The 24,104-nt window shown below is 65.5% G+C and carries 27 protein-coding genes and 1 tRNA gene; 15 read left to right on the top strand and 13 right to left on the bottom strand.

Annotated elements, in window-relative coordinates; translation table 11 throughout:
• Positions 1-48: 48 nt before the first annotated feature.
• The gene (rplS, locus tag QQW98_RS10520; RefSeq protein ID WP_290134896.1) at positions 49-417 is read right to left on the bottom strand and encodes a 50S ribosomal protein L19; all 369 of its coding nucleotides are present in this window, start codon (positions 415-417) and stop codon (positions 49-51) included.
• Between the two features lie 14 nt (positions 418-431).
• On the bottom strand, positions 432-1,274 hold the full coding sequence (gene trmD, locus QQW98_RS10515) for a tRNA (guanosine(37)-N1)-methyltransferase TrmD (protein WP_290134895.1): 843 nt from the start codon (positions 1,272-1,274) through the stop codon (positions 432-434).
• 55 nt (positions 1,275-1,329) lie between these two features.
• On the opposite strand from trmD, the gene QQW98_RS10510 reads away from it, so the two are divergent.
• Positions 1,330-2,238, top strand: a complete 909-nt coding sequence (locus QQW98_RS10510) for an NAD(P)/FAD-dependent oxidoreductase (protein ID WP_290136924.1) — start codon at positions 1,330-1,332, stop codon at positions 2,236-2,238.
• On the opposite strand, the gene rimM is transcribed toward QQW98_RS10510, so the two are convergent.
• The 5 genes from rimM to QQW98_RS10485 all read right to left on the bottom strand — a co-directional run bounded on the left by rimM (position 2,235) and on the right by QQW98_RS10485 (position 5,605).
• Positions 2,235-2,861, bottom strand: a complete 627-nt coding sequence (gene rimM, locus QQW98_RS10505; RefSeq protein WP_319023286.1) for a ribosome maturation factor RimM — start codon at positions 2,859-2,861, stop codon at positions 2,235-2,237. The two genes, QQW98_RS10510 and rimM, sit on opposite strands and share 4 nt — an antisense overlap.
• A complete protein-coding gene (gene rpsP, locus QQW98_RS10500) occupies positions 2,861-3,355 on the bottom strand; it encodes a 30S ribosomal protein S16 (RefSeq protein ID WP_290134894.1) in 495 nt (164 codons plus the stop codon). Before rpsP ends, rimM begins: the two co-directional genes overlap by 1 nt.
• A 33-nt stretch (positions 3,356-3,388) precedes the next feature.
• Positions 3,389-4,870 carry a signal recognition particle protein gene (ffh, locus tag QQW98_RS10495; protein ID WP_290134893.1) on the bottom strand — a complete coding sequence of 494 codons (1,482 nt, stop codon included), beginning with the start codon at positions 4,868-4,870 and terminating at the stop codon, positions 3,389-3,391.
• Positions 4,871-5,115: 245 nt separating this feature from the next.
• Positions 5,116-5,191 (bottom strand) — tRNA-Ala (locus tag QQW98_RS10490).
• An 87-nt stretch (positions 5,192-5,278) separates the two neighbouring features.
• Positions 5,279-5,605 carry a TIGR02300 family protein gene (locus QQW98_RS10485; RefSeq protein WP_290134892.1) on the bottom strand — a complete coding sequence of 109 codons (327 nt, stop codon included), beginning with the start codon at positions 5,603-5,605 and terminating at the stop codon, positions 5,279-5,281.
• A gap of 157 nt (positions 5,606-5,762) precedes the next feature.
• Between QQW98_RS10485 and aroA the strand changes: the two genes are divergently transcribed.
• The 6 genes from aroA to QQW98_RS10455 all read left to right on the top strand — a co-directional run bounded on the left by aroA (position 5,763) and on the right by QQW98_RS10455 (position 11,394).
• On the top strand, positions 5,763-7,088 hold the full coding sequence (gene aroA / locus QQW98_RS10480; protein ID WP_290134891.1) for a 3-phosphoshikimate 1-carboxyvinyltransferase: 1,326 nt from the start codon (positions 5,763-5,765) through the stop codon (positions 7,086-7,088).
• Positions 7,085-7,354 carry a CBU_0592 family membrane protein gene (locus tag QQW98_RS10475; RefSeq protein WP_290134890.1) on the top strand — a complete coding sequence of 90 codons (270 nt, stop codon included), beginning with the start codon at positions 7,085-7,087 and terminating at the stop codon, positions 7,352-7,354. Before aroA ends, QQW98_RS10475 begins: the two co-directional genes overlap by 4 nt.
• Positions 7,351-7,974, top strand: a complete 624-nt coding sequence (locus QQW98_RS10470; protein WP_290134889.1) for a (d)CMP kinase — start codon at positions 7,351-7,353, stop codon at positions 7,972-7,974. Before QQW98_RS10475 ends, QQW98_RS10470 begins: the two co-directional genes overlap by 4 nt.
• 405 nt (positions 7,975-8,379) lie before the next feature.
• A complete protein-coding gene (gene rpsA, locus QQW98_RS10465; protein ID WP_290134888.1) occupies positions 8,380-10,092 on the top strand; it encodes a 30S ribosomal protein S1 in 1,713 nt (570 codons plus the stop codon).
• A gap of 203 nt (positions 10,093-10,295) precedes the next feature.
• Positions 10,296-11,054: a hydroxyacylglutathione hydrolase gene (gloB, locus tag QQW98_RS10460; RefSeq protein WP_290134887.1), complete on the top strand. Its 759-nt coding sequence runs from the start codon at positions 10,296-10,298 to the stop codon at positions 11,052-11,054.
• 13 nt (positions 11,055-11,067) lie between these two features.
• Positions 11,068-11,394: a DOPA 4,5-dioxygenase family protein gene (locus QQW98_RS10455; protein WP_290134886.1), complete on the top strand. Its 327-nt coding sequence runs from the start codon at positions 11,068-11,070 to the stop codon at positions 11,392-11,394.
• A 79-nt stretch (positions 11,395-11,473) separates the two neighbouring features.
• On the opposite strand, the gene QQW98_RS10450 is transcribed toward QQW98_RS10455, so the two are convergent.
• The 5 genes from QQW98_RS10450 to QQW98_RS10430 all read right to left on the bottom strand — a co-directional run bounded on the left by QQW98_RS10450 (position 11,474) and on the right by QQW98_RS10430 (position 14,064).
• Positions 11,474-12,067 carry a F0F1 ATP synthase subunit B family protein gene (locus QQW98_RS10450; protein ID WP_290134885.1) on the bottom strand — a complete coding sequence of 198 codons (594 nt, stop codon included), beginning with the start codon at positions 12,065-12,067 and terminating at the stop codon, positions 11,474-11,476.
• On the bottom strand, positions 12,060-12,554 hold the full coding sequence (locus QQW98_RS10445; RefSeq protein WP_290134884.1) for a F0F1 ATP synthase subunit B family protein: 495 nt from the start codon (positions 12,552-12,554) through the stop codon (positions 12,060-12,062). The genes QQW98_RS10450 and QQW98_RS10445 overlap by 8 nt, the downstream gene beginning before the upstream one ends.
• Before the next feature lie 82 nt (positions 12,555-12,636).
• Complete coding sequence (locus QQW98_RS10440) at positions 12,637-12,861, bottom strand: F0F1 ATP synthase subunit C (protein WP_290134883.1); 225 nt, start codon at positions 12,859-12,861, stop codon at positions 12,637-12,639.
• Between the two features lie 36 nt (positions 12,862-12,897).
• On the bottom strand, positions 12,898-13,689 hold the full coding sequence (locus QQW98_RS10435; RefSeq protein WP_290134882.1) for a F0F1 ATP synthase subunit A: 792 nt from the start codon (positions 13,687-13,689) through the stop codon (positions 12,898-12,900).
• Positions 13,690-13,737: 48 nt separating this feature from the next.
• A complete protein-coding gene (locus tag QQW98_RS10430; protein WP_290134881.1) occupies positions 13,738-14,064 on the bottom strand; it encodes an AtpZ/AtpI family protein in 327 nt (108 codons plus the stop codon).
• A 178-nt stretch (positions 14,065-14,242) separates the two neighbouring features.
• Between QQW98_RS10430 and radC the strand changes: the two genes are divergently transcribed.
• Positions 14,243-14,962 carry a RadC family protein gene (radC, locus tag QQW98_RS10425; protein WP_290134880.1) on the top strand — a complete coding sequence of 240 codons (720 nt, stop codon included), beginning with the start codon at positions 14,243-14,245 and terminating at the stop codon, positions 14,960-14,962.
• A 19-nt stretch (positions 14,963-14,981) separates the two neighbouring features.
• Here radC and QQW98_RS10420 read toward each other — a convergent pair whose 3' ends face one another.
• Positions 14,982-17,765 (bottom strand): DUF3857 domain-containing protein, encoded by a 2,784-nt coding sequence (locus tag QQW98_RS10420; RefSeq protein ID WP_290134879.1) that lies wholly within the window; start codon positions 17,763-17,765, stop codon positions 14,982-14,984.
• Positions 17,766-17,925: 160 nt separating this feature from the next.
• Between QQW98_RS10420 and purB the strand changes: the two genes are divergently transcribed.
• The 7 genes from purB (at position 17,926) to accD (ending at position 24,099) form a co-directional block, all read left to right on the top strand.
• Positions 17,926-19,236: an adenylosuccinate lyase gene (purB, locus tag QQW98_RS10415; protein ID WP_290134878.1), complete on the top strand. Its 1,311-nt coding sequence runs from the start codon at positions 17,926-17,928 to the stop codon at positions 19,234-19,236.
• A gap of 70 nt (positions 19,237-19,306) precedes the next feature.
• The gene (locus QQW98_RS10410; RefSeq protein WP_290134877.1) at positions 19,307-19,687 is read left to right on the top strand and encodes a DUF1049 domain-containing protein; all 381 of its coding nucleotides are present in this window, start codon (positions 19,307-19,309) and stop codon (positions 19,685-19,687) included.
• A gap of 8 nt (positions 19,688-19,695) precedes the next feature.
• Positions 19,696-20,370 (top strand): orotidine-5'-phosphate decarboxylase, encoded by a 675-nt coding sequence (pyrF, locus tag QQW98_RS10405; RefSeq protein ID WP_290134876.1) that lies wholly within the window; start codon positions 19,696-19,698, stop codon positions 20,368-20,370.
• Between the two features lie 4 nt (positions 20,371-20,374).
• The gene (locus tag QQW98_RS10400; RefSeq protein WP_290134875.1) at positions 20,375-21,013 is read left to right on the top strand and encodes a phosphoribosylanthranilate isomerase; all 639 of its coding nucleotides are present in this window, start codon (positions 20,375-20,377) and stop codon (positions 21,011-21,013) included.
• Between the two features lie 64 nt (positions 21,014-21,077).
• The gene (trpB, locus tag QQW98_RS10395; protein WP_404800803.1) at positions 21,078-22,283 is read left to right on the top strand and encodes a tryptophan synthase subunit beta; all 1,206 of its coding nucleotides are present in this window, start codon (positions 21,078-21,080) and stop codon (positions 22,281-22,283) included.
• A 175-nt stretch (positions 22,284-22,458) separates the two neighbouring features.
• Positions 22,459-23,244, top strand: coding sequence for a tryptophan synthase subunit alpha (trpA, locus tag QQW98_RS10390; protein ID WP_290134873.1), 786 nt, complete (start codon positions 22,459-22,461; stop codon positions 23,242-23,244).
• Positions 23,245-23,247: 3 nt separating this feature from the next.
• On the top strand, positions 23,248-24,099 hold the full coding sequence (gene accD, locus QQW98_RS10385; protein ID WP_290134872.1) for an acetyl-CoA carboxylase, carboxyltransferase subunit beta: 852 nt from the start codon (positions 23,248-23,250) through the stop codon (positions 24,097-24,099).
• Positions 24,100-24,104 lie beyond the last annotated feature (5 nt).

Here is a 24,104-nt window from a genome sequence, read left to right as displayed (position 1 = left end):
CCCGGTGTAGACCGGAGCGCCCCTTTTTCAAACGGTATGTTTGGAAGCTTACGCCTTGGGCGCGTTGACGCGGCGTTCCGCGATACGCGCGCTCTTGCCGGTGCGGCCGCGCAGGTAGTAAAGCTTCGCGCGGCGCACGACACCGCGGCGCACCACGGTGATGCTGTCCACGTTGGGCGAATACAGCGGGAAGACACGCTCCACGCCTTCGCCGAAGCTCATCTTGCGGACGGTGAAGTTCGATCCCATCGCGCGGTTGCTGCGCGCGATGCAGACGCCTTCGAAATTCTGGATACGCTCGCGCTCGCCTTCCTTGACGCGCACGCCGACGCGCACGGTGTCGCCCGCGCGAAATTCGGGAATGTCCTTGCCGAGGTTCTTGATCGCTTCGGCTTCGAGTTCCTGGATCAGGTTCATGGCCTGAAAGTCCTTCAGTCTTTTTCCTGCGCGCCAGAGGCAGGTCGGTCCCGAGCGTCACTGTAACGCTCCCAAAGGTCCGGCCTGCGTGACCGTGTATCGGCTTCGGCCATGGACTTGCGCCATGCCGCAACCTTCGCATGATCCCCCGATCGCAGCACTTCAGGGATCGTGCGCCCTTCCCATTCCTGAGGTCGGGTATACTGCGGGTATTCGAGCAAACCGTCCTCGAACGATTCCTCGGTCCCGCTAGAAGCCGCGCCCATTACGCCGGGAAGCAGCCGAATGCAAGCATCGAGTATGGCCAGCGCGGCGGGTTCCCCGCCCGACAGGACGATGTCGCCCAAGCTGACCTGCTCGACCTGGGGCCGCGCTTCGAAAAGCCGTTCGTCGAAGCCTTCGAACCGGCCGCACAGCATGATGACGCCGGGCCCCTGCACGATCTCACGAATGCGCGCTTGCGTGATGGGTTTCCCACGCGGCGTCATGGCGAAGATCGGCCGCACGGCCTCCCCTCCCTTAAGGGAGGGGATCGAGGGGTGGGTGTGGGGCTGTGATGGGGTCCCGCCACCGTCACCGACAGAACCCCCATCCCCAACCCCTTCCCCCAAGGGAAGGGGCTTTGCTGTAACCGAATCGAGCGCACGTCCAAGCACGTCCGCCTTCAGCACCATGCCCGCCCCGCCGCCCGCCGGCGTGTCGTCCACCGTGCGGTGCTTGTCGGTGGCGAAGTCGCGGATCTGCACGGTCTCGAGCGACCAACGCTGCTCCTCCAGCGCCCGCCCCGCCAGCGACAGCCGCAGCGGCCCGGGAAACATCTCGGGATAGAGCGTGAGGACGGTTGCGGCGAAAGTCATGGGTGGGCACTACAGGGGCGGGCACCACAATGCCATCCCGTGCATTGTTGCGGGCATGGACGATTGCATCATCATCGGCGGCGGGCCGGCGGGGCTGACGGCCGCGATCTATCTTGCCCGCTACCACCTCGACATCCGGCTGTTCGATTGCGGCACCAGCCGCGCGGCGCTGATCCCGTGTACGCACAACCATGCCGGCTATCCCGATGGTATCGCAGGGCTGGAACTTATCGGTCGGATGCTGGAGCAGGCGGAAAAATACGGCGCGGTGCACGAGGAAAAGCGTGTCGCGCACCTCGCCAGGACGGGCGACCATTTCACCATCGGCACGGACGAAGGCACTTTCACCGCGCGCAGCGTGCTGCTGGCGACCGGCGTGTTCAACCGCCACCCGCCCGGCATGGACGACGTTCTGCATGACGATGCGCTGGCGAAAGGGCTACTGCGCTATTGCCCCGTGTGCGACGGATACGAGGTGACCGACAAGCGCGTGGGCGTGATCGGCACGGGCGACCATGGCACCGCGGAAACGATATTCCTGCGCGGCTTCACCCGCGACCTGACCCTGGTATCGCCCGACAGCGACCATGACCTCGATGCCGAATGCCTCGCAACGCTCGACGAAGCGGGCGTGGCGCGGGTGGACGGCCCCTGCGGCAAGTACGAGCTGCGCGGAGAACGCATCGCGGTCGAAACGGCCGATGGCTGGCTGGAGTTCGACAGCATCTATCCCGCAATGGGCAGCGATGTCCGATCCGAACTTGCGGCATCTGCGGGCGCGGAAACGACCGGGGACGGCTGCATCGTGGTGGACGACCACCAGCGCACCAGCGTTCCCGGCCTCTACGCGGCGGGCGACGTGGTGCTGGGCCTCGACCAGATCAGCCACGCGATGGGCGCCGCCGGCGTCGCGGCGACGACGATCCGCAACGATCTTGCGGAAAAGCAGCCGATCAGGCGCTAGGCCTCAACGAAATCTGCGTTCACCACCAGCCGCTTGCCATTCCATTCGGGCACGGCTTCAGGCGTCAGGGGCACCATCACGGTGCGCATGCCCTTTGCAGGCGGGGGATTGCGTTCGATCTCGACGATGTCGGTGGCGCCGAAATTCTCGACCGCGATCACCGTCCCGATGAGCTCGCCTTCGGTCGTGACCGCGGGCAGGCCGAGAAGGTCGGCGTGGTAGAATTCGCCCTCTTCCAGCGGCGGTAGCGCGTCGCGCGGGACTTCCAGCGCGGTGCCCCGCAGGGCTTCGGCCGCCGTGCGATCCGGCACTTCGGCAAAGCGGGCGATCGCGCCGCCCTTGTTGTCGCTGCGCAGCTTCTGCAGCGTCAGCGTGCCGCCGGGGACATGGGCGTTAAAGGACCGGTGCGCCTCCAGCGCCTCCAGCCCTTCCCCGAACAGCTTCAGCCGGACCTGGCCCGCCACACCGTGCGCGCCGGTGATGGCGGCCAGTGTGACGCGCGTGGTCGATTGGCGAGCAAGCCCCTCCCCGGTGGGGAGGGGTTGGGGTGGGGGTTCTGCGCCCGCAGATGCGGTACGCCCCTCCCCCGCCCCCTCCCCGCGCGGGGAGGGGAGTTTGCCCATTACTCGGCCTTTTCTTCGGCTTCGTCGGCGGTTTCCGCAGCTTCGGCAGCGGCGCCTTCTTCGGCAGCAGCTTCTTCGGCCGGAGCTTCTTCCTCGGCGGGCTTTTCAGCCTCGGCTTTGGCTTCTTCCTCGGCAGCCTTCTTAGCTTCCTCGGCTTCGGCAGCCTTGGCAGCCTTTTCCTCGGCGCGTTCCTTGGCGGCTTCGCCCGGTTCGCCCTTCTTCGGGTTGTTCCTGGCCTTGCGCTCCATGATGCCGGCCGCGTCGAGGAAGCGGGCCACGCGGTCGGACGGCTGCGCGCCGACGCCGAGCCAGTAACGGGCGCGGTCTTCGTTCAGGTTGACGCGGTTTTCGTCATCCTTGGCGAGCAGCGGGTTGTAGGTGCCGATCTGCTCCAGGTATTTGCCGTCACGCGGCTTGCGGCTGTCGGCGGCGACGATGCGATAATAGGGACGCTTCTTGGCGCCGCCGCGCGAAAGACGAAGTGCAATTGCCATGGGTAGTTACCTTTCCGATGTAATATCTTGAAATTATTTCTTGTTGATGAGGTTCTGGAGGTCGGGCGGGAGGCTGCCTGCGCCGCCGCCCAGCCCGCCGGGAAGTCCGGGCATGCCCCCACCGCCACCGCCCATTCCGCCGGGTCCACCCCCACCGAACAGCGCGCCGAGGCCCTTCAGCCCGCCCATTTTCTTGATCTGCTTCATTGCGCGGCCCATTTCCTGGTGCATCTTCAGGATCTTGTTCACCTCCTGCACGGAGGTGCCGCTGCCTGCCGCGACGCGCTTCTTGCGCTTAGCGTTCATCAGGCCGGGATTGGTGCGCTCCTTGGCGGTCATCGAACCGATGATTGCGTCCATGTGGACCAGCACCTTGTCGTCCATGCCGCTGGCCGCCATCGCCGCCTTGGCCTTCTTCATTCCCGGCATCATGCCCGCCAGCATGCCGAGGCCGCCCATGTTCTGCATCTGCTTCAACTGGGCGCGAAGGTCGTTCATGTCGAACTGTCCCTTCATCATCCGCTCGGCCATGCGGTCGGCGTCTTCCTTGTCGATGACCTCGGCGGCCTTTTCGACCAGGCTGACGACATCGCCCATGCCCAGGATGCGGTCGGCCACGCGGCCGGGGTGGAAGGCCTCCAGCGCATCAAGCTTCTCGCCCGTGCCGGCAAACTTGATCGGCTTGCCGGTCACCGCGCGCATGGACAGCGCCGCACCGCCGCGGGCATCGCCGTCCATCCGGGTCAGGATAACGCCGGTCAGCGGCACCTCGTCAGAGAAGTTCTGGGCGACGTTGACCGCGTCCTGGCCGGTCAGGCTGTCGACCACCAGCAGCACTTCGGTGGGCGCGGATACGCCCGCAACCGCCTTCATTTCCGCCATCAGCGCATCGTCGACGTGCAGGCGGCCCGCGGTATCGAGCAGCACCACGTCGACATTCTGCAGCCGCGCGGAATCGAGCGCGCGGCGGGCGATGTCGACCGGCTGCTGGCCGGCGACGATCGGCAGGGTCGCGACATCGGCCTGTTCGCCGAGGATGGCGAGCTGCTGCTGCGCGGCCGGGCGCGCGACGTCGAGCGAGGCCATCATCGGCTTCTTGCCCATCTTTTCGCGCAGGTACTTGGCGAGCTTCGCGGTGCTGGTGGTCTTGCCCGAGCCCTGTAGGCCGACCATCATGATCACGACCGGCGGCTTCGCCTCGAGGTTGAGCGGCTCCGCCTCGCCCGCGCGGCCTTCCTTGCTGGCGGCGTCCCCGCCGAGCATGTTGATCAGTTCGTCGTTGACGATCTTGACGACCATCTGGCCGGGCGTGACCGACTTCAGGACATCCTGGCCGACGGCCTTTTCGGTAACCTTGTCGATGAAGTCGCGCGCGACCGGAAGCGCCACATCGGCTTCCAGCAGGGCGATGCGCACCTCGCGCATGGCATCGCGCACATCCTGTTCGCGCAGCGCACCGCGGCCGCGCAGGCGGTCGAAAACCCCGCCAAGGCGATCGGACAGCGTGTCGAACATGGCCACTCCTTACCGACGGTTTCCCGTCAAACGCGAAAAGCGCCGGCGAACGAAACCTCGTTGGCCAGCGCGCGAACCGACAGCGGTCCGTCTTCGATAAAAATCCATTTCGTCGGATTTTGGGCTTGGGTGGAAGCGAAAATGTCGGAGGGCGAGAACCGGAGCGCAGCGGACTTAAGTCCGTGAGCACCGGAAACGGAGCCATCCGGCATTTGCAGCCCACCCAGGGCCAAAAGACGATGAAATGGTGGAGCCTAGCGGGATCGAACCGCTGACCTCAACACTGCCAGTGTTGCGCTCTCCCAGCTGAGCTAAGGCCCCGATCATTTCTGATGTGCAGCGCACCATAGCAGGTCCGCCGCGCATCGGGAACGGGCCTTTATTCAGCCCGCCCCCCGGATGCAACCCTTAATCGTCGTCGCTGTCGTCGTCGCCCTTGCCCTTCGACACGCCTAGATCGTCGTCGCCGGTGTCCAGATCGACGTCGGCATCGGGCGAATCGTCGCTGTCGTCGATGTCGTCCAGATCGTCATCGGCCAGGTCGCTGTCGGCGTCCTTCTTGTCGTCCTTCTTCTCTTCCTCGAACGGAATCGGCTGCTTGGACTTCAGCACCGGCTCGGGCGTCCACTCGTTGCCGCATTCGATGCAGGTGACGGGATCTTCCTTGCCGAGATCGTAAAAGCGCTCGCCGCATTTCGGGCAGGTGCGCTTGGTGCCCCATTCGGGTTTGACCATGATGTTCCTCGATTGATGGCCGCCGCTCGGGCGGGCTTGTAACGCGTGTAAATCAGGTGTTGCCGGCGGCCAAGATTTCAAGGCCCACAGCGTTGGCGGCGCGCCTTGCCACAGGCCATGGGCGCTGTCAAAAGCCGCCGACAACTATCGAGCCTGCATGACCACTCCCCACCGCTTCTCCCGCCAGAACCCGCTGACCGGCCGTATTCGCGTGCCGGGCGACAAGTCGATCAGCCACCGGTCGCTGATGCTCGGCGCGCTCGCCGTGGGCGAAACGACGGTCACCGGCCTGCTGGAAGGCGAGGACGTGCTTGCCACCGCGGCCGCCATGCGGGCGATGGGCGCCGGGGTCGAGCGGGACGAGGGCGGCACCTGGCGCATCCACGGCGTGGGCGTGGGCGGCCTGCTTCAGCCCGAACGGGCGCTGGACATGGGCAACAGCGGCACCAGCACGCGGCTCCTGATGGGCCTGCTCGCCAGCCATCCGGTCACGGCGGCCTTCACCGGCGATGCCAGCCTGTCGGGCCGCCCGATGGGCCGGGTGATCGAGCCCCTGAGCCGGATGGGCGCTTCGTTCGAGCCTTCGCCGGGCGGCACGCTGCCGCTGATGATGCGCGGTGCGCACCCCGCGGTGCCGATTTCCTATCGCCTCCCCGTCGCCAGCGCGCAGGTGAAAAGCGCGGTCCTGCTCGCCGGCCTCAACACGGCCGGCATCACCACGGTGATCGAACCGGTGCCCACGCGCGACCATTCTGAGCGGATGCTGGCCGGTTTCGGCGCGAAGCTGGAGATCGGGGAGGACGATGGTGCCAATGGCAAGGAGCGCGTCATCCGCCTGCACGGCGAGGCGGAACTGAAGCCGCAGACGATCGAGGTGCCCGGCGACCCCTCCTCCGCCGCCTTCTTCATCGTTGCCGCGCTGGTCACCGAAGGCAGCGACCTGGTGATCGAGAACGTCGGCCTCAATCCAACGCGCGCCGGGCTGGTCGAGGTATTGCGGCAAATGGGCGGGAGCATCGAGGAAATGGACCCGCGCGAAGTCGGCGGTGAGCCGGTCGCCGACCTCAGGGTGCGCCATTCCGCCCTTTCCGGCATCGAAGTCGACCCGGCGATCGCCCCCAGCATGATCGACGAATTCCCGGTGTTCTTCGTGGCCGCCGCCCTCGCCAACGGCCGCACGACGACCAGCGGCCTCGACGAATTGCGGGTGAAAGAAAGCGACCGCCTGTCCGCCATGGCGACCGCCCTCACCGCTATCGGCGCCCGCGTCGAAGAGCGCGGGGACGGCCTTGTCATCGACGGCACCGGCGGGGAGCCGTTGGCCGGAGGCGGCCCGGTCACGACCCACCTCGACCACCGCATCGCCATGAGCATGGCCATCGCCGGCCTTGCCAGCCGCAATGGCGTGGAAGTGGACGACACCGCGCCCATCGCGACGAGCTTCCCGAATTTCATGGCGCTGCTGGAAGGGGCGATGCGATGAGCGGTTTGGACATCTACAGCCTCATCGGCTTCCTCGGCACCGCCTGCATCATCGCGGCCTATGCCTATCTGACCCTGAAGGACGCGCCCAACCCCTTCGTGCTCCACGGCACCAATTTAGCCGGGGCCGGGTTGCTGACGATTTCGCTGCTGGTCCATACCAACTGGCCGAGCCTCGTGCTCGAAGGCTTCTGGGCGGCGATCGCTCTCTTCGGCCTCTGGAAGGCCGTGCGGACCGGGCGCAAGGGACAGGAGCGCGAGGCATGATCATCGCCGTCGACGGGCCGACCGCTTCGGGCAAGGGGACGATTTCCAAGGCCCTCGCCGCGCATTTCGGCTTGCCCCATCTCGATACCGGCCTGCTTTATCGCGCGGTCGGGCGGCAGGTGTTCCTCGACGGCGGCGACCCGGACGATGCGGGCGATGCGCTGGCGGCGACAAGTTTTCCGGGCAGCCTGCTGGCCGATCCGCACCTGCGCAGCGAGGAGGCGGGCGGGCTTGCCAGCCGCGTCTCAGTCCACCCTTCGGTGCGCCAGGCCCTGTTCGAACGGCAGCGCAGCTTTGCCGAGCAGCCCGGCGGCGCGGTGCTCGACGGGAGGGACATCGGCACGATCATCGCGCCCGATGCAGACGTGAAGCTGTTCATCACTGCCAGCGTCGAGGCGCGGGCGAACCGGCGCTGGCTGGAAATGCAGGACCGCGAGCTCGACATCCCCTTGCGCGAGATCGAGGCCGACATCGCCGCGCGCGACGATCGCGACATTAACCGCGCCGATGCTCCGCTGCGCGCGGCGCCCGGTGCGCTGGTCATCGATACATCGGCGCTGGACAGGGAAGCGGCCATCGCGGCTGCCATCGCGGCGGTGGAAAAGGCACAGCACCGCTGACGGCGGAAAACCGCTTTCCTACATCGGTCCTACGCTGGCAGGACCCAGTTCATGCTTGCCACGCGCCCGCCCCAGCCCCGCTTTTCCGCCGGTTTGCGCCCTTCTGGCGCCCGCCCGCTGATTTTCCCCTGGACCGTGTTCCATGTGTTCCATCGGGTTGGATCGGCGTCCCCGCACTCCCCCTGCGATCCCACCGCAAACCGCTTGCCTTTCGCGGGGGTATCGCGTAGGCGCGCGGCCGTTCTCGACATCCCCGGATCGACAGGACCTTCGCTTGCGCATTCGGCCTTGCGGAGATCACGGCCCTCTTGCCCCGTACACCTTTGCAATGGTGCGAAGGAGACGGACCAAGACCCCGGAAAAACCGGTGGCCGGTAGCAAACAGACCTGAGGAAACTCACCACGATGGCAACCACAGCCAACCCGACGCGCGACGATTTCGAAGCGCTTCTCAACGAACAACTCGGCAATGCCGACGACGGCGGTTTCGAAGGCCGCGTCGTCAAGGGCACCGTCACCGGCATCGAAGCCGGCATGGCGATCATCGATGTCGGCCTGAAGAGCGAAGGCCGCGTCAACATCAAGGAATTCGAGCGCGGCGAAGACGATGTCGCACCCAAAGTGGGTGACGAAGTCGAAGTCTATGTCGACCGCGTGGAAAACGCCGACGGCGAAGCCATGCTCAGCCGCGACCGCGCCCGCCGCGAAGCCGCGTGGGACAAGCTCGAGAACGAATTCGGCGAAGGCAAGCGCGTCGAAGGCCGCATCTTCGGCCGCGTCAAGGGTGGCTTCACCGTCGACCTCGACGGCGCCGTGGCCTTCCTGCCCGGTAGCCAGGTCGACATCCGCCCCGTGCGCGATGTCGCCCCGCTGATGGATATGCCGCAGCCGTTCCAGATCCTGAAGATGGACCGTCGCCGCGGCAACATCGTGGTCTCCCGCCGCGCGGTGCTGGAGGAAACCCGTGCCGAACAGCGCAGCGAACTGATCAACGATCTCGCCGAAGGCCAGGTTATCGACGGCGTGGTCAAGAACATCACCGATTACGGTGCCTTCGTGGACCTCGGCGGTATCGACGGCCTGCTTCATGTCACCGACATGAGCTACAAGCGCGTCAACCACCCCAGCGAAGTGATCGAGATCGGCCAGACCGTGACCGTGCAGATCGTGCGCATCAACGCCGATACGCAGCGCATCAGCCTGGGCATGAAGCAGCTCGAAAGCGATCCGTGGGATGGCGTGGCGCAGAAGTACCCGGTCGGTGCGAAGATGACCGGTACGGTCACGAACATCACCGAATACGGCGCCTTCGTGGAACTGGAACCGGGCATCGAAGGCCTGGTCCACGTTTCGGAAATGAGCTGGACCAAGAAGAACGTCCACCCGGGCAAGATCGTGTCGACCTCGCAGGAAGTCGAAGTGGTCGTGCTGGAAGTCGACAGCGAGAAGCGCCGCATCAGCCTCGGCCTCAAGCAGGCCCAGGGCAATCCGTGGGACGATTTCGCAGAGAAGTTCCCGGTCGGCTCCACCGTCACGGGCGAAGTCAAGAACGCGACCGAATTCGGCCTGTTCATCGGCCTGCCGGGCGACGTGGACGGCATGGTCCACATGTCCGACATCGCCTGGGGCATTTCGGGTGAAGACGCTCTGGCCCTGCACCGCAAGGGCGAGGAAGTCGAAGCCGTCGTTCTCGACGTCGATGTCGAGAAGGAACGCATCAGCCTCGGCATGAAGCAGCTCGAAAAGGGTGCACCGACGGCCGAAGGCGCAGCCAGCGCATCGGGCATGAAGCGTGGCGACGTGGTCACCGTGACGGTGCTGGAAGTCCGCGACGGCGGCCTGGAAGTCCAGGTCGGCGAAGACGGCGCGACCGGCTTCATCAAGCGTTCGGACCTCGGCCGCGACCGCGACGAACAGCGTCCTGATCGCTTCCAGACCGGTTCGAAGGTCGATGCGATGGTCACCGGCTTCGATCGTTCGAAGAAGCCGAACTTCTCGATCAAGGCGCGCCAGATCGCCGAAGAGAAGGAAGCGGTTGCCCAGTTCGGTTCGTCCGACAGCGGCGCATCGCTCGGCGACATCCTGGGCGAAGCGCTCAAGAAAGACGAAAAGAAGTAAGCGCTTTCAAGTGACGCTCGCCCGTCCGGGCGAGCGTCCCCGGCGCAACTTGCTCCGCCGGGCTTCGTCGGGCTGCGCGGCACCTGCGGTCGGCCTCTGTCGGTCGCTTTCAGCGGCCGATGATTGCAGGGATCAGGCAAGGCCCGTCTGCGTGAACCGCAGGCGGGCCTTTCCTACGTCGGGGCCTCGTGTAAAGTGGCGCGATGCCTCTCACCGTCCACCAGTTCCCCTGCCTGTCCGACAATTACGGCTTCCTGCTTCACGATCCCGACAGCGGCGAGACCGCCGCGATCGATACGCCGGACGGTGCGGAGTACCTGCGCCAGGCGGACGCGAAGGGCTGGCGCATCACGCAAATCTGGAACACGCACTGGCACCCCGACCACGCTGGCGGGAACAAGGCCATTGTCGAGGCCACGGGAGCGAAAGTCCTCGCCCCGAAGGAGGTGGAGAAGCTCTCCCCCATCGACCGCGTGGTCGCGCATGGCGACACGGTCGCGCTCGGTGCGCACGAAGCGGGGGTTATCGATGTCAGCGGGCACACGAACGGGCACGTCGCATTCCATCTCCCCGATGTCGCCATCGCGTTTGTCGGCGACAGCGTGTTCGCGCTGGGCTGCGGGCGGATGTTCGAAGGCGAGCCGGAGCAGTTCTGGGCAAGCCTCGATCGCATCCGCAGCCTGCCGCCCCAAACCACGCTGTACTGCGCGCATGAATACACCGCGGCCAATGTGAAGTTCGCGCTCCATGCGGATCCCGACAATGCGGAGCTGCGGGCCTATGCCGACGAAATCACGACCAAGCGCGAGCGCGACGAGCCGACCGTCCCCACCCGGCTGGACCGCGAACTCGCCACCAACCCCTTCCTGCGCGCCGACGATCCGGGACTGATGGCGAAATGGGGCGGCGCTGCGCCCCACGAAACCTTTGCCGCGCTGAGAGCGGCGAAGGACGCTTTCTGACGGAGCTGTCGCAATGAGGCTGCGCGGATTCCATGCCCATATCTATTTCGATGCCACGGAGGTGGACGCAGCCCGCGCCTTTGCCGCCCGCGCGCAGGAACGCTTCGGCATGCCGGTCGGTCACTTCCACCTCGTCCCGATAGGGCCGCATCCGCGCGGATCCTGCCAGCTGTCGCTCCGCCCGGCGCAATTCGGGGAATTCGCCACTTGGGCGGCCGAAGAGCGCGGCGACCTGACCATCTTCGCCCACGGGCTGAGCGGCGACGACAAGGCCGACCATACACATCACGTGGTCTGGTTCGGCCCGTCGGAGGAACTAGACCTGTCGCTCTTCGACTAAGGCAGCCCGTCCCCGTCGATCGGGCACAAAAAAGGCGACCCGCAGGCCGCCCTCTTCGATAATCGGTTGAGATGTCCGCTCAGATGCTGGCGATGGTCTTGTCCACCAGCGACGCATCACTCGCGGCATCGTGCTTCTCGCCGATGATCGCGCGGCTCGCTGCCGCTGCGGCATTGGCTGCGCGCGCCTTGAGATCGTCCACCGCCGCGCGTTCAGCAGCGGCGATCTTGTCCTCGGCCATGGCCTTACGGCGCGTGATGGTCGCTTCCGTATCCGCTTCGGCCTTGGCGACGATGGCGTCGGCTTCGGTCTGCGCGTTGGCGAGCATCGCCTCGGCGTCCTTTTCGGCGCCGGCGACCTTGGCGGCGTATTCTTCGCGCAGTGCCTCTGCCTCGGCCCGGAGCGACTTGGCTTCGTCGAGCTGCTGGCGGATGGCGGCGATCTGGTTGTCGAGCCCGCCCGTCACCGCCTTGTGCGCCTTGGCGACGAACAGGGCGATCAGGATGAAAATGACCATCGAGACGGCCACCCACTGGTAGGGTTCCAGACCGAAGGCGCTGGGTTCCTCGTGCTTGCCCGCGCCGTGATCGATGGTGCCGGTGATTTCCGCGGCATCCGTGGCGAGAACTTCCGGCGGCTGGCCGGCGAAGGGATCGCTGCGAGTGTCAGACATGGGCCATGGCCTTCTTCACGGCAGCCTTTGCCGTCGGCTTGGTTGCGGTCACACCGGCCAGCTGGCGGACGATGTCCTGCGTGGCTTCGACCGCGACGGTTTCGATTTCGGCCAACGCTTCGCTGCGCGAAGCTTCGATCCGGGTTTCGGCATCGGCAATCTTCTTGTCGATGCGCGACTGGGCTGCGGCCAGTTTCTTTTCGGTGTTCCGGGCAGCCTCGGCCTTCGCTTCAGCCACCACGGCCTGCGCGTTCGCACGGTTCTCGTTCTCGCGAACGCGCCACGCTTCTTCCTGCGCATCGGCCGCGTCGCGGGCGGCCTGCGCTGCGGCAAGATCGTCGGCGATCTGCTTGTCGCGCGATTCCACCGTGCCCATCACCTTCGGCACCATTCCGCGACCGACGATGAAGTAGACGAGGCCGAAGAAGACCAGCAGCCAGAAGAGCTGGCTGGACCACGTTTCGGCGAGCTGCGCGATTTGAGGCATGGCGGATTCCGAGCGTCGGGTGGGAAGCGGTCAGGCGAGGCGGCAGTCGGGAGGGATCCTCGCCGACTGCCGTTTTCTTTCCTCAGACGAAGAGGATGATCATCGCGATGACGAATGCCAGCAGGCCGAGAAGTTCGGCTGCGGCGAAGCCGATGAACAGGCGGCCCTGCTGGCCGTCTGCGGCACCCGGGTTGCGCAGGGCGCTTTCGAGGAACGAGCCGAAGACGTTACCCACGCCCAGGGCAGCCATGCCGGCGCCGATGGCAGCGAGACCGGCACCGATCATTTTTGCAGCTTCGAGATCCATGAGAAATTCCTTTGTAAACAGATAGAATTGAAAGGCTTAGTGAAGGTTTTCAGCGTCGTTGATGTACAGCGAGCTAAGCAGTGCGAAAACATAGGCCTGGATGCCCGCGACCAGGATTTCCAGCGCGCAGATGGCGATCATCAGCAGCATGCTGGGGATGGAAACGAGCGCGCTAAAGGCCGGGCCGGCGTTGATGCCGCTGATCACGAAGCTGGAGAGGATTTCCAGCAGGACATGACCGGCCATCATGGCGACGAACAGTCGCAGCGCCAGGCTGATCGGGCGGAACAGGAAGCTGATCAGCTCGATCGGGAAGATGATCGGGATCATCGGCCACGGTGTGCCATGCGGCACGAACAGGCTGAAGAAGTGAAAACCGTGCTTCGCGAAACCCACGATCAGGACGATCGCGAAGGTCAACAGCGACAGCACTCCGGTCACCGTCAGGTGGCTGGTGAACGTGAACGGGTGGACGCCCGCCAGGCCCAGCGGCATCAGGCCGAGGAGGTTGGCGAACAGGATGAACATGAAGAGGCTGAAGATGTAGGGCACATATTTGCGCCCGGCCTTGCCGACGTTGGCTTCCAGCATGTTGTCGATGAAGCCGGTGAAGCTTTCAACGGCCATCTGCCAGCGGCCCGGCACCAGTTCCCGCCGCATACCGCCCAGCATGAATACCCACAGCACGACGGCGCTGATCAGCATCCACATCGCGCTGTTGGTGAAGGCGATATTGAAACCGCTACTGCCCAGTTCCCAGTTTTCCGAGCCGAAGATCGGCTGGATCTGGAACTGGTACATCGGATCGACTTTGGCTTCTTGCGCCACCGCGAAATACCTCAAACCTGCATGCAACGGGCGCCCATCGCGAACCCCTTACTGGGGATCGTCCGGGCGCCGGCTGGAAATCCGGATGATGTTCCTGAAGGCGACACCGATCCCGAGGAACAGCATCACCAACAGACCCCACGGCGACGTATCGAAGACCCGGTCGATGACCCATCCGATCGCCGCCCCGCCAAGAAGCCCGCCGAGCAGTTCGGCCAGGACGCGGTTGCCGAGCTTGTAATTCGCATCGGTACCTTGCGTCTTCGGCCGGTTGCGTTCCGCTTCGCGCTCCTGAGCCGCCTTGAGCCGCTCTTCCAGCGCGTCGATTCTCGCATCTTCACCGACGGGTTCCCGGGCGGGTTTATCGTCGCTCATGCCATGCTCCTGCGGAGTGTGTGAGGCACGGGCAACGAAGGTGCCCGCCAAGGGCGCCGCCCCCTTAGGGGGGTGCCGGATTCGAGTCAACCGCAGTGGCCCGCTTGCATCCGGTATATTCCGCCCCCGCCCCGCTTCCCGCCTTGCACAGGCGCGCGATGGCGGGCAATCAGGCGGCGTGGAAGAGGGGCGCACCGACACGCCGGCCAAGAAAGGCCAGGCTGGCAAGGCCGATCATGCCGGGCACCGCGCACGGCTGCGCACGCGATTGCTGGAAGGCGGCGCGGACGCGCTGGCCGATTACGAGGTGCTCGAATATCTTCTCGCCGCCTCGCGCCCGCGGATCGATACCAAGCCCATCGCAAAGAGCCTGATGCAGCGCTTCGGTTCGCTGGCCGGGGTGCTCAATGCCGACCCGAAGGCCCTCGCCGGACACCCGCAGATGGGCGAGACCAGCGCCGCCGCGCTGAAGGTCGTGGCCCTGGCCGCACGCAGGCTGGCGAAGGCGGGCGTACAGGACAAGCCCGTGCTGGGCAGCTGGCAGGCGTTGATCGACTACCTCACGATCGACATGGCCCACCTGACGGTGGAACGGGTCCGCGTGCTGTACCTGAACACACAGAACCGCCTGATCCTGGACGACCACGTCGGTGACGGTTCGATCGACGAGGCCGCGATCCATCCGCGCGAAGTGGTAAAGCGTGCGCTGGAAATCGGCGCGACGGCGCTGATCCTCGTCCACAACCATCCGAGCGGCAACCCGCAGCCGAGCCGCGCCGACATCGACATCACCAACCGGATCGCCGAAGCCGGGCGCCTGCTCGGAATCGTCGTACACGATCACGTCATCGTAGGGCGCGAAGGGCACGTTTCGCTGCGGAGCAAGGGGCTCATCTGAGCCCTGCCTGTAAGGCTTGTCAGGACGGCGGCGTAATACCGTATCCGGCGTAGATCGTGTCGACTGCCGGCCAGATGCGCCGGGCCGCGCGGATATCGTCCATTCCTGCGGCGTCGCCCTCAGCCAGGCGCACGACGCCGCGCAGGTAAAGCGAGGCTTCCTGCGAAGGGTCGAGTTCCAGCGCCGCATCGAGGTCGGCAAGCGCCGCATCGTGATCGCCTAGCTTGAAATGCATCATGGCCCGGCTGTCGAATACGTTGGCGGACTCGCTGGCTTTCTCGACAGCGGCATTGCATCGCGCGACCCCGTCTTCGGTGCCAACGTCGTAGATCCCGCGGAACCAGCAATCCTGGTTGAGCAGCGCGGCGTCCGTCTCGCCCGATGCCAGCGCACTCTCGATCTCGAAAAGCCCGTCTTCCGCGCGGCCGGCAATGCCCAGGATGTCGGAGCGGAAGGTGGCGATGCGCCATGCGTCGTCGTCATCGACAACGATAGTGTCGAGCGTTTCCAGCGCCTCGTCGATGGCGCCCGTTCGGGCGAGGGCAATGGCCAGATTATAGCCGTTCCACACGTCAGGCTCGAGGTCGTAGACCTCGCGATAGCCCTCCGTCGCCTTGGCAAGGTTTCCCATCTGGTCGTGCAAGGATGCGCGCGTCCGCAATTCGTCGATCGCACCGCGCTCTTCTACCAGCCGGTCGTAATCAATTAGCGCCGCTTCGTAATCCAGCAGAAGTTTCTTGAATGCGGCCCTGCGTTCAAGCGGGGCGAAATCGTCGGGAGCGGCATTCGCGAGGGCGGCATCGAATTGCGCCATCAGCGGCGCGGCGGCGCGCGCCAGTTCGCGCGGATCACGTTCCCAGCGCCACAGCGGATCGGCCGGAGCAAGCACTTCCAGCTTCTTCGCCGAGAGAGCCATCACAGCGCGTTTTTCCGCGCCGATGCGGTCTGGGGCAATTTCGCCCAGATGCCCGATCGTTTCTACGGCGACACTTACAGTGCTTCCCTCGATCGCACCGTCCCAGCTGATGACCTGGTTGGCCGCTTCGCCGCGCATCGCCGCATCGCCGCGAAGCGTGAAGCCTTTGCCGGCGCCCGGCAGCTCCAATTCCAAGATCGACCGCTCGCGGGTCGGGCCTCGTGTCGCTGCGGGTATGTTCCGCCATGAAGATCGCGCGCGGTCGGGTGAGAAGCTGAGTCCCGAGGAAGGGGTCAGATTGTAAACAAGCTCGCCATCGCGCCACGAAAACGGGTTGTCCATCAGCCCTTTCGCCACGAACAGCCCGGTCCCGCTTTCGTCGTCATAACTGACGTCTACGTCGGTCACGATATCGCCCGAACCGGACATGGACCGCAGCATCTCCTGCTTGCCCTGCGCGTCCAGCTGCGCGGCGAATTGCTTGAACGAGGCCCCGCCCGCCCCGAACGCCTGTATGCGCATGGTGGACAGGCCTGGCAGGTCGATCCCTGCCGACAAGTCGAGAACGGTCGTCATGATCTGGTCGGGCCAGGGCTGCTCACGCTGGGTCATCGGGACCAGGTCGGTCCCTTCTGCGGTCAATGGCAGCGCATAGTAAAACGGCGGAACTTCGCCGATATTGGTCGCGCGGGTACCGTTGCTGGTGCCGTCGATCCAGTAGTCGACCCCGTCGATCGTGGCGCGCACGATCATATGGTCGAAATGTCCGGGCAAGGCGGTCACCTCGCTCAAGGCATCCCCGCCCTGCGTCGTCACGAGCACGGCCTGCGATTCGATGCCCAGCTCTCGCAGCATGCTGAGCAGCAGGACCGACTTGGCCTTGCAGTCGCCGTATTTCTTGTCCCATGTCAGTTCGGCGTTCTGTGGCAGGTAATTTCCGCCATCGAGACCATTCATCAAATAGCTGATGTCTTCCTGCACCAGCCGCGTGGCCGCGACCGCCCGGGTCAGCAGGTCGGTGCTGGCGGCCCTGATTGCAGCAACCTTGCCGGCAAGCTCGCCGCCGGGCTCTATGGTTGCGGCGGTTTCGAAGTGCGGCGCCATCTCGCGAGACAATTCCTGCCAATTGGCGAAACTGGTAATTTCCAGAATCGGCGGGCGCTTGAAGCGGCTCGGCGCGTCGTAAGGCACGGGCTTGCGCCGCGCGATGGGAAGTTCGAGCGAAAGACGCGTGCGCCCCCCGACCGTCTCCGTTTCGATGCCCTCCACGTCCGGGCCTGCCGACCACAGGATGTCGTCGTCTGCTGCCCAGCTCGCGATAACCCGGCTGCGGCCGATCTGCTGCGGTTCGCTGGGCAGGAAATGGCGCGCCTGGATTTCGTTACCCAGCGCCTGGTCGTTGAGCGAAGTCGAATAGGCCACGCGAAGCCGGTCGCCGACCTTGAGGCCGGGAACCGCGACCGTTGCCGTCAGGACGCCGTCGAGGAAGCGCATCTCCAGCCCGCGTTCGCGGCGCAGCGTATCGAAGCGCACGCCCTGTTCGATCAGATCGATGACCTCCCCGCCGCGCAGGATCTGCAGGGCATGAATAGTCAGGTCGCCCTTGTCGGGCAGCCACGTGGTCTGCAGCGTACCGGCAGAAGTCAACGCCTCGGTGCTGTCGAGCCGCACGATCCGCTCTTCGTAGCGATGGACAGTGCCCTCATCGATCCAGATCTGCGTATCGATCAGCCGGTCCGACGGCCCCGTATCGCTGTCTACCTCGCTAGCCGGGATGACCTCCACCCAATCGGGAGCCGGTGCGTATATCGGCTCGTCCCCGGCAAGTGCAGGCGAAACCCAGGCAGCGGCAATCAAGCCAAACGCGGCAAATTTGGTGCGACTCACGAATTAATCCCCTGTTGAATACGGCAAATTTCCGCATCCCTCGCCGTAGCCTGCACACCTTGCCGTGTTCTTACAAGGAAATGCGGGGAAGCGGGCTTGAATTGCCGGGGCCGAAGCCATACGCGCCCCTCGTCCCCAAGCCATCCGACCGGAGCATCCCATGGTCCCCCGTTACGCCCGCCCTGCCATGACCGCCTTGTGGGAGCCGGAAGCGAAATATCGCATCTGGTTCGAGATCGAGGCGCATGCGACCGAGAAGCTGGGCGAGCTGGGCGTCGTGCCGGACAGCGCGGCCAAGGCGCTGTGGGACTGGTGGGCGACCGAGCCGGAGATCGACGTGAATGCGATCGACGAGATCGAGGCGGTCACCAAGCACGACGTCATCGCCTTCCTAACCTGGGTCGCCGACCAGGTCGGCGAGGAAGCGCGCTTCATGCATCAGGGCATGACCAGCAGCGACGTGCTGGATACCACGCTTGCCGTGCAGCTGGCGCGGGCGAGCGACATCCTGCTGGAAGACATGGACCTGCTGCTCGCCGCGCTGAAGCGTCGGGCGGAAGAGCACAAGTACACCGCCACCATCGGGCGCAGCCACGGCATCCACGCCGAACCGACCACTTTCGGCCTGAAGCTGGCGCAGGCCTACGCCGAATTCGAACGCTGCCGCGCCCGCCTCGTCGCCGCGCGCGCAGAGATCGCAACGTGCGCGATAAGCGGCGCTGTCGGCACGTTCGCCAACATTCCGCCCGAAGTCGAAGAGCACGTTGCTGAACGCCTTGGCCTGGCGGTCGAGCCGGTCAGCACGCAGGTCATCCCGCGCGATCGCCACGCGATGTATTTCGCCACACTGGCCGTGATCGCGAGCTCAATCGAGCGGCTCGCGGTGGAAATCCGCCATCTGCAGCGCACCGAGGTGCTTGAGGCAGAGGAATATTTCTCGCCCGGCCAGAAGGGTTCGAGCGCTATGCCGCACAAGCGCAACCCGATCCTGACCGAGAACCTGACCGGGCAGGCCCGGATGATCCGCGCCTACGCCCTGCCCGCCATGGAGAACGTGGCGCTCTGGCACGAGCGTGACATTTCCCACTCCTCGGTCGAACGGTTCATCGGCCCCGATGCCACCATCACGCTCGATTTCGCATTGGCGCGGCTGACCGGCGTGGTCGACAAGCTGCTGGTCTATCCCGACCGCATGCAGGCCAATCTCGACCGGATGGGCGGCCTCGTCCATTCCCAGCGCGTCCTGCTCGCCCTGACGCAGGCCGGCATCAGCCGCGAGGATGCCTATGCGCTGGTCCAGCGCAACGCGATGAAAGTGTGGGAATCGGACGGCAAGCGGTCGCTGCTCGAACTGTTGCAGGCCGACGAGGAAGTGACGGCGAAGATCGCGCCCGAAGACCTCGCCGAAAGCTTCAACCTCGATTACCACTTCAGACAGGTCGACACGATCTTCGACCGCGTCTTCGGCTGACGGCGCGCCGCCCCTTCCCAAGCGGCGGCCCTGCCCCTAGCATCGCGCCCGTTCTTCGAGGGAGATTGGAATGCAGATTGTCAGAACGCTGGTGTGGGTTTTCCTGCTGGTCGCGCTGGTCGCCTTCTCGGTGGCCAACTGGGGCGAAACGAGCGAAGTCCACATCTGGGAAAACCTGATCTGGCAGACTCGCCTGCCCGCGGTGGTGATCGTGTCCTTCCTGCTCGGCCTGGTGCCGACCTGGCTGGTCTATCGCACGCAGGCATGGCGGCTGGAGCGCAAGATCCGGTCCCTGCAGAGCACGACGCACACCACGCACACGGCGGGAACCGCGTCAACCACCGCTGCGACACCGACGCCCGCACCGGTACCCAGCCCCACGCCGACCCATTCCGACCGCCCGCGACCGCTGGAAGATCCCGGCCCGCTGACGGCCGACGACAAGTCCTGACCGCGCCCGTGACCAACCCCGTCTTCCTCGCCGTCGATGTGCCGCAGCTCGATGCCGCGCGCGCGCTCGCAAGCCGCGTCAAGGCGCATGTCGGCGGGCTGAAGCTGGGCCTGGAATTCTTTTGTGCCCACGGCTCGCACGGGGTCCACGACCTGGCGCAAGTGGGCCTGCCGATCTTTCTCGACCTCAAGCTGCACGACATTCCCAACACCGTCGGCGCGGCGATGCGGGCGATCAGTGTGCTGGAACCGGCCATCGTCACCGTCCACGCCGGCGGCGGGCGGGCGATGATGGAAGATGCCAAGGCCGCCGCGGGCGAGCGGTGCAAGGTCGTCGCCGTGACGATGCTCACCAGCCTCGACGAGCGGGACCTTGCTCGGACCGGCGTGACCGGCTCCCCCCACGACCACGTGATGCGCCTTGCCGAACTCGCACAGGCGAGCGGGCTCGACGGGATCGTGTGTTCCGGGCAGGAAGTGAAATCGGTCAAACAGCAATGGCACGGCGGCTATTTCGTCGTGCCCGGCCTGCGCCCGGCAGGCGCCGCCACCGGCGACCAGAAGCGCACCGTAACCCCGCGTCAGGCGCGTGACGACGGCGCCAGCGTGCTGGTCATCGGCCGCCCCATCAGCCGCGCCGACGATCCCGCGCAAGCCGCCCGCGATATCGAGGCGACACTCTGAACCAATGACCCAGCTTGTAAAGATCTGCGGGCTTTCCACACCCGAGACCGTCGATGCGGCGGTCGATGCGGGGGCGACCCACATCGGCCTCGTGCATTTTGAGCCCAGCCCGCGCCACTTGAGCCTCGAGGATGCAGCAGCCTTGCGCCGGCGCGTGCCGAAGGATGTGAAAGTCGTGCTGCTCACCGTGAACATGCAGCCGGCGGAGCTGGGAATGGCGCACGATACGGTGAAGCCCGACATCGTCCAGTTCCACGGGGCGGAGACGGCCGAATGGCTCAACCTCCTCGCCCAGCATACCAAGCTGGAGTTCTGGAAGGCGGTGGGCATCCAGAATGCGAAATCGCTCGAAAAGGTGCAGCGCTATGCCAAGGCGGCGGCGCGGCTGCTGTACGATGCGCCGGCCAAGGCGCTGCCCGGCGGCAATGGCGTGGGCTTCGACTGGAGCGTACTGGACGGTTTCAACCACCAGACCGATTGGGGGCTTGCCGGCGGCCTGACCCCCGACACGGTGGCCGATGCCATCCGCCGCACGGGCGCACCGCTGGTAGATGCCTCCAGCGGGCTTGAATCGGCGCTCGGCGTCAAGGATATCGGCCGCATCCGCGCTTTTTGCGAAGCCGCCCTCTCAGCGAACAAATGACCCCATGAACTCAGCCAATCCTTCCAGCACCATGCCCCCTTCGAAAGCGAACAGCTTTCGGCAAATGCCGGATTCGCGTGGCCATTTCGGCGATTACGGCGGCCGCTACGTCGCCGAAACGCTGATGCCGCTGGTACTCGATCTGGAGCGCGAATACCGCGCGGCGCATGCGGACCCCGCTTTCCAGGAACAGTTCGACGGCCTGCTCGAACATTACGTCGGCCGCCCTTCCCCGCTTTATTACGCGGAGCGGCTGACCGAGGAACTGCGCAAGGACGCAGGTGCGGGAATGGGCGCGCAAGTCTGGTTCAAGCGCGACGAACTCAACCACACCGGCGCGCACAAGATCAACAACTGCATCGGGCAGATCCTGCTGGCGATGCGCATGGGCAAGACGCGCATCATCGCGGAAACCGGCGCGGGCCAGCACGGGGTCGCCACGGCCACCGTCTGCGCACGCTTCGGCCTGCCCTGCGTCGTCTACATGGGCGCGGAAGACGTCCGGCGGCAATCGCCCAACGTGTTCCGGATGAAGCTGCTCGGCGCGGAAATCGTGCCCGTCACGGCCGGGCGCGGCACGCTGAAGGACGCGATGAACGAGGCGCTGCGCGACTGGGTCGCCAATGTTTCGGACACGTTCTACATCATCGGCACCGCCGCGGGGCCGCATCCCTATCCGGAGCTGGTGCGCGATTTCCAGAGCGTGATCGGCAAGGAAGCTAAAGCGCAGATAGAGCTGCGCACAGGACGCCTTCCAGATCTGCTCGTTGCCTGCATCGGCGGGGGGTCGAATGCGCTGGGACTGTTCCACCCGTTCCTGGACGATAGCGATGTAGGAATGCTGGGCGTGGAGGCCGCCGGGCACGGGCTCGATGGCGATGAGCACGCCGCCAGCCTGTTGGGCGGCCATCCGGGAGTCCTACACGGCAACCGCACCTACCTGCTGCAGGACGAGGACGGCCAGATCACCGAGGGCCACTCGATCAGCGCCGGCCTCGACTATCCCGGCATCGGGCCGGAACACGCCTGGCTTAAGGACACGGGCCGCGTGGAATACACCGCGATCACGGACAAGGAGGCGCTGGACGCCTTCCAGCTCCTCTGCCGGACGGAAGGCATCATCCCCGCGCTGGAACCCAGCCACGCGATCGCCGCAGTCGCCAAGCGCGCGAAGGAGATGCCGCAGGACAGCATCATCCTCGCCAACCTGTGCGGCCGCGGCGACAAGGACATCTTCACCGTCGCCGAAAAGCTGGGAGTGGAGATTTGAAGTTCTTTGCGTTCCTGGGGCTAGTGATGATTGCCGCCGGCGCGGCCATGCTGTGGTCCGTGATCGGCACAACCAATGAGACGAGGTTATATCTCGGAATCTTCGCAGGTGGAGGACAAATCGGACTGGGCATTGCGTCGATAATCTTACGCGACAAGATTGGAAGATCGCCGGAATGACCCGCTTCTCTACCGCCTTCGCCAAGCCGCACCCAGCCCTCGTCTGCTTCATCACAGCGGGCGATGGCGACACGGCGGCCAATCTCGACGCGCTGGTCGCCGGCGGCGCGGACGTGATCGAGCTGGGCATGCCGTTCACCGATCCGATGGCCGATGGCCCCGCGATCCAGGCGGCGAATATCCGCGCGCTCAATGGCGGCACCACCACCGCGGACGTGCTGCGCCATGCGGCCGAATTTCGCGCGCGCCACCCGCACGTTCCGCTGGTGCTGATGGGATATGCCAACCCGATGATCCGGCACGGTCCGGAATGGTTTGCGGATGAATGCGCCAAGGCCGGCGTCGACGGGGTCATCTGCGTCGACATCCCGCCCGAAGAGGACGAGGCGCTCGGCCCGGCCCTGCGCGCGAAGAACATTGCGCCCATCCGCCTGTCCACACCCACCACCGATGCGGCGCGCCTACCGCGGGTGTTGGAGGGGTCGGACGGCTTCCTCTATTACGTCTCCGTCGCCGGGATTACCGGCAAGCAGCAGGCCGCACAGGCCAGCATCGCCGATGCCGTCGCGCGACTGAAGGCGGCTACCGACCTGCCGGTGGCAGTCGGCTTCGGGGTCCGCACTCCGGAACAGGCTGCGGCCATCGCACAGGTCGCGGACGGCGTGGTCGTCGGCTCCGCCCTGGTCGAGATCGTGGGAGAGCATGGTAACGATGCGCCCGAAAAGCTGCGCGAGCTCACGCAGGCGCTTGCCAACGCCGTCCATTCCGCGCGAAAGGGCTGACCCATGAGCTGGCTAGATCGCGTTCGCAATTCGCTGCCCTTCGTTCCCAAGAAGGACACGCCCGACAACCTGTGGGTGAAGTGCCCCAACTGCGCGGAGATGATCTTCTCCAAGGAGTACGAGGAGAATCTCAACGTCTGCCCGCGCTGCGACCACCACGGCCGAATCGGCGCGGACCGGCGGTTGTCGCTGCTGCTGGACGATGGGTATGAGCTGCTCTCCCCGCCGCAGGTGCGCGAGGATCCCCTGCGCTTCAAGGATACGAAGAAATACACCGACCGGCTGAAGGCCGCGCGCGCCGCCAATCCGCATAACGATGCGTTCACGGCCGGCAGCGGGACGATCGACGGCCACCCGGCCGTGGTCGGCGTGCAGGATTTCAAGTTCATGGGCGGCAGCATGGGCATGGCCGTTGGCACGGCGTTCTGCCAGGCCGCGCAGCGCGCGCTGACCCGCAAATGCGCCTTCATCGTGGTGACCGCCGCGGGCGGTGCGCGGATGCAGGAAGGCATTCTCAGCCTGATGCAGATGCCCAAGGCCACTGTGATGACGCGCCGCCTGCGCGAAGCGGGCCTGCCCTATATCGTCGTGCTGACCGATCCGACCACCGGCGGCGTCACGGCCAGCTACGCCATGCTCGGCGATATCCATATCGCGGAGCCCGGTGCCCTGATCGGCTTTGCCGGCCAGCGCGTGATCCAGGATACGATCCGCGAGAAGCTGCCCGAAGGGTTCCAGCGCGCCGAATACCTCCGCAAGCACGGCATGGTGGACATGGTGGTGGAGCGGAAGGACCTGAAAGCGCGCCTCGCGACGCTGCTCGATTTCCTGCAACCCGACCGGGAAGCGGCCTGACGGCG

The sequence above is a fragment of the Alteriqipengyuania flavescens genome (assembly GCF_030406725.1).
GTDB lineage: Bacteria > Pseudomonadota > Alphaproteobacteria > Sphingomonadales > Sphingomonadaceae > Alteriqipengyuania_B > Alteriqipengyuania_B flavescens.
Note: the sequence above shows the minus strand (reverse complement) of the source record. Positions and strands in the feature narration are given on the sequence as shown.

Bases quoted from the DNA above. Each gene is read 5' to 3' on its own strand.
- rplS (WP_290134896.1), bottom strand. From the start codon at position 417: ATGAACCTGATCCAGGAACTCGAAGCCGAAGCGATCAAGAACCTCGGC.
- trmD (WP_290134895.1), bottom strand. From the start codon at position 1,274: ATGACTTTCGCCGCAACCGTCCTCACGCTCTATCCCGAGATGTTTCCC.
- QQW98_RS10510 (WP_290136924.1), top strand. From the start codon at position 1,330: ATGGACGATTGCATCATCATCGGCGGCGGGCCGGCGGGGCTGACGGCC.
- rimM (WP_319023286.1), bottom strand. From the start codon at position 2,861: ATGGGCAAACTCCCCTCCCCGCGCGGGGAGGGGGCGGGGGAGGGGCGT.
- rpsP (WP_290134894.1), bottom strand. From the start codon at position 3,355: ATGGCAATTGCACTTCGTCTTTCGCGCGGCGGCGCCAAGAAGCGTCCC.
- ffh (WP_290134893.1), bottom strand. From the start codon at position 4,870: ATGTTCGACACGCTGTCCGATCGCCTTGGCGGGGTTTTCGACCGCCTG.
- QQW98_RS10485 (WP_290134892.1), bottom strand. From the start codon at position 5,605: ATGGTCAAACCCGAATGGGGCACCAAGCGCACCTGCCCGAAATGCGGC.
- aroA (WP_290134891.1), top strand. From the start codon at position 5,763: ATGACCACTCCCCACCGCTTCTCCCGCCAGAACCCGCTGACCGGCCGT.
- QQW98_RS10475 (WP_290134890.1), top strand. From the start codon at position 7,085: ATGAGCGGTTTGGACATCTACAGCCTCATCGGCTTCCTCGGCACCGCC.
- QQW98_RS10470 (WP_290134889.1), top strand. From the start codon at position 7,351: ATGATCATCGCCGTCGACGGGCCGACCGCTTCGGGCAAGGGGACGATT.
- rpsA (WP_290134888.1), top strand. From the start codon at position 8,380: ATGGCAACCACAGCCAACCCGACGCGCGACGATTTCGAAGCGCTTCTC.
- gloB (WP_290134887.1), top strand. From the start codon at position 10,296: ATGCCTCTCACCGTCCACCAGTTCCCCTGCCTGTCCGACAATTACGGC.
- QQW98_RS10455 (WP_290134886.1), top strand. From the start codon at position 11,068: ATGAGGCTGCGCGGATTCCATGCCCATATCTATTTCGATGCCACGGAG.
- QQW98_RS10450 (WP_290134885.1), bottom strand. From the start codon at position 12,067: ATGTCTGACACTCGCAGCGATCCCTTCGCCGGCCAGCCGCCGGAAGTT.
- QQW98_RS10445 (WP_290134884.1), bottom strand. From the start codon at position 12,554: ATGCCTCAAATCGCGCAGCTCGCCGAAACGTGGTCCAGCCAGCTCTTC.
- QQW98_RS10440 (WP_290134883.1), bottom strand. From the start codon at position 12,861: ATGGATCTCGAAGCTGCAAAAATGATCGGTGCCGGTCTCGCTGCCATC.
- QQW98_RS10430 (WP_290134881.1), bottom strand. From the start codon at position 14,064: ATGAGCGACGATAAACCCGCCCGGGAACCCGTCGGTGAAGATGCGAGA.
- purB (WP_290134878.1), top strand. From the start codon at position 17,926: ATGGTCCCCCGTTACGCCCGCCCTGCCATGACCGCCTTGTGGGAGCCG.
- QQW98_RS10410 (WP_290134877.1), top strand. From the start codon at position 19,307: ATGCAGATTGTCAGAACGCTGGTGTGGGTTTTCCTGCTGGTCGCGCTG.
- QQW98_RS10400 (WP_290134875.1), top strand. From the start codon at position 20,375: ATGACCCAGCTTGTAAAGATCTGCGGGCTTTCCACACCCGAGACCGTC.
- trpB (WP_404800803.1), top strand. From the start codon at position 21,078: ATGCCGGATTCGCGTGGCCATTTCGGCGATTACGGCGGCCGCTACGTC.
- trpA (WP_290134873.1), top strand. From the start codon at position 22,459: ATGACCCGCTTCTCTACCGCCTTCGCCAAGCCGCACCCAGCCCTCGTC.
- accD (WP_290134872.1), top strand. From the start codon at position 23,248: ATGAGCTGGCTAGATCGCGTTCGCAATTCGCTGCCCTTCGTTCCCAAG.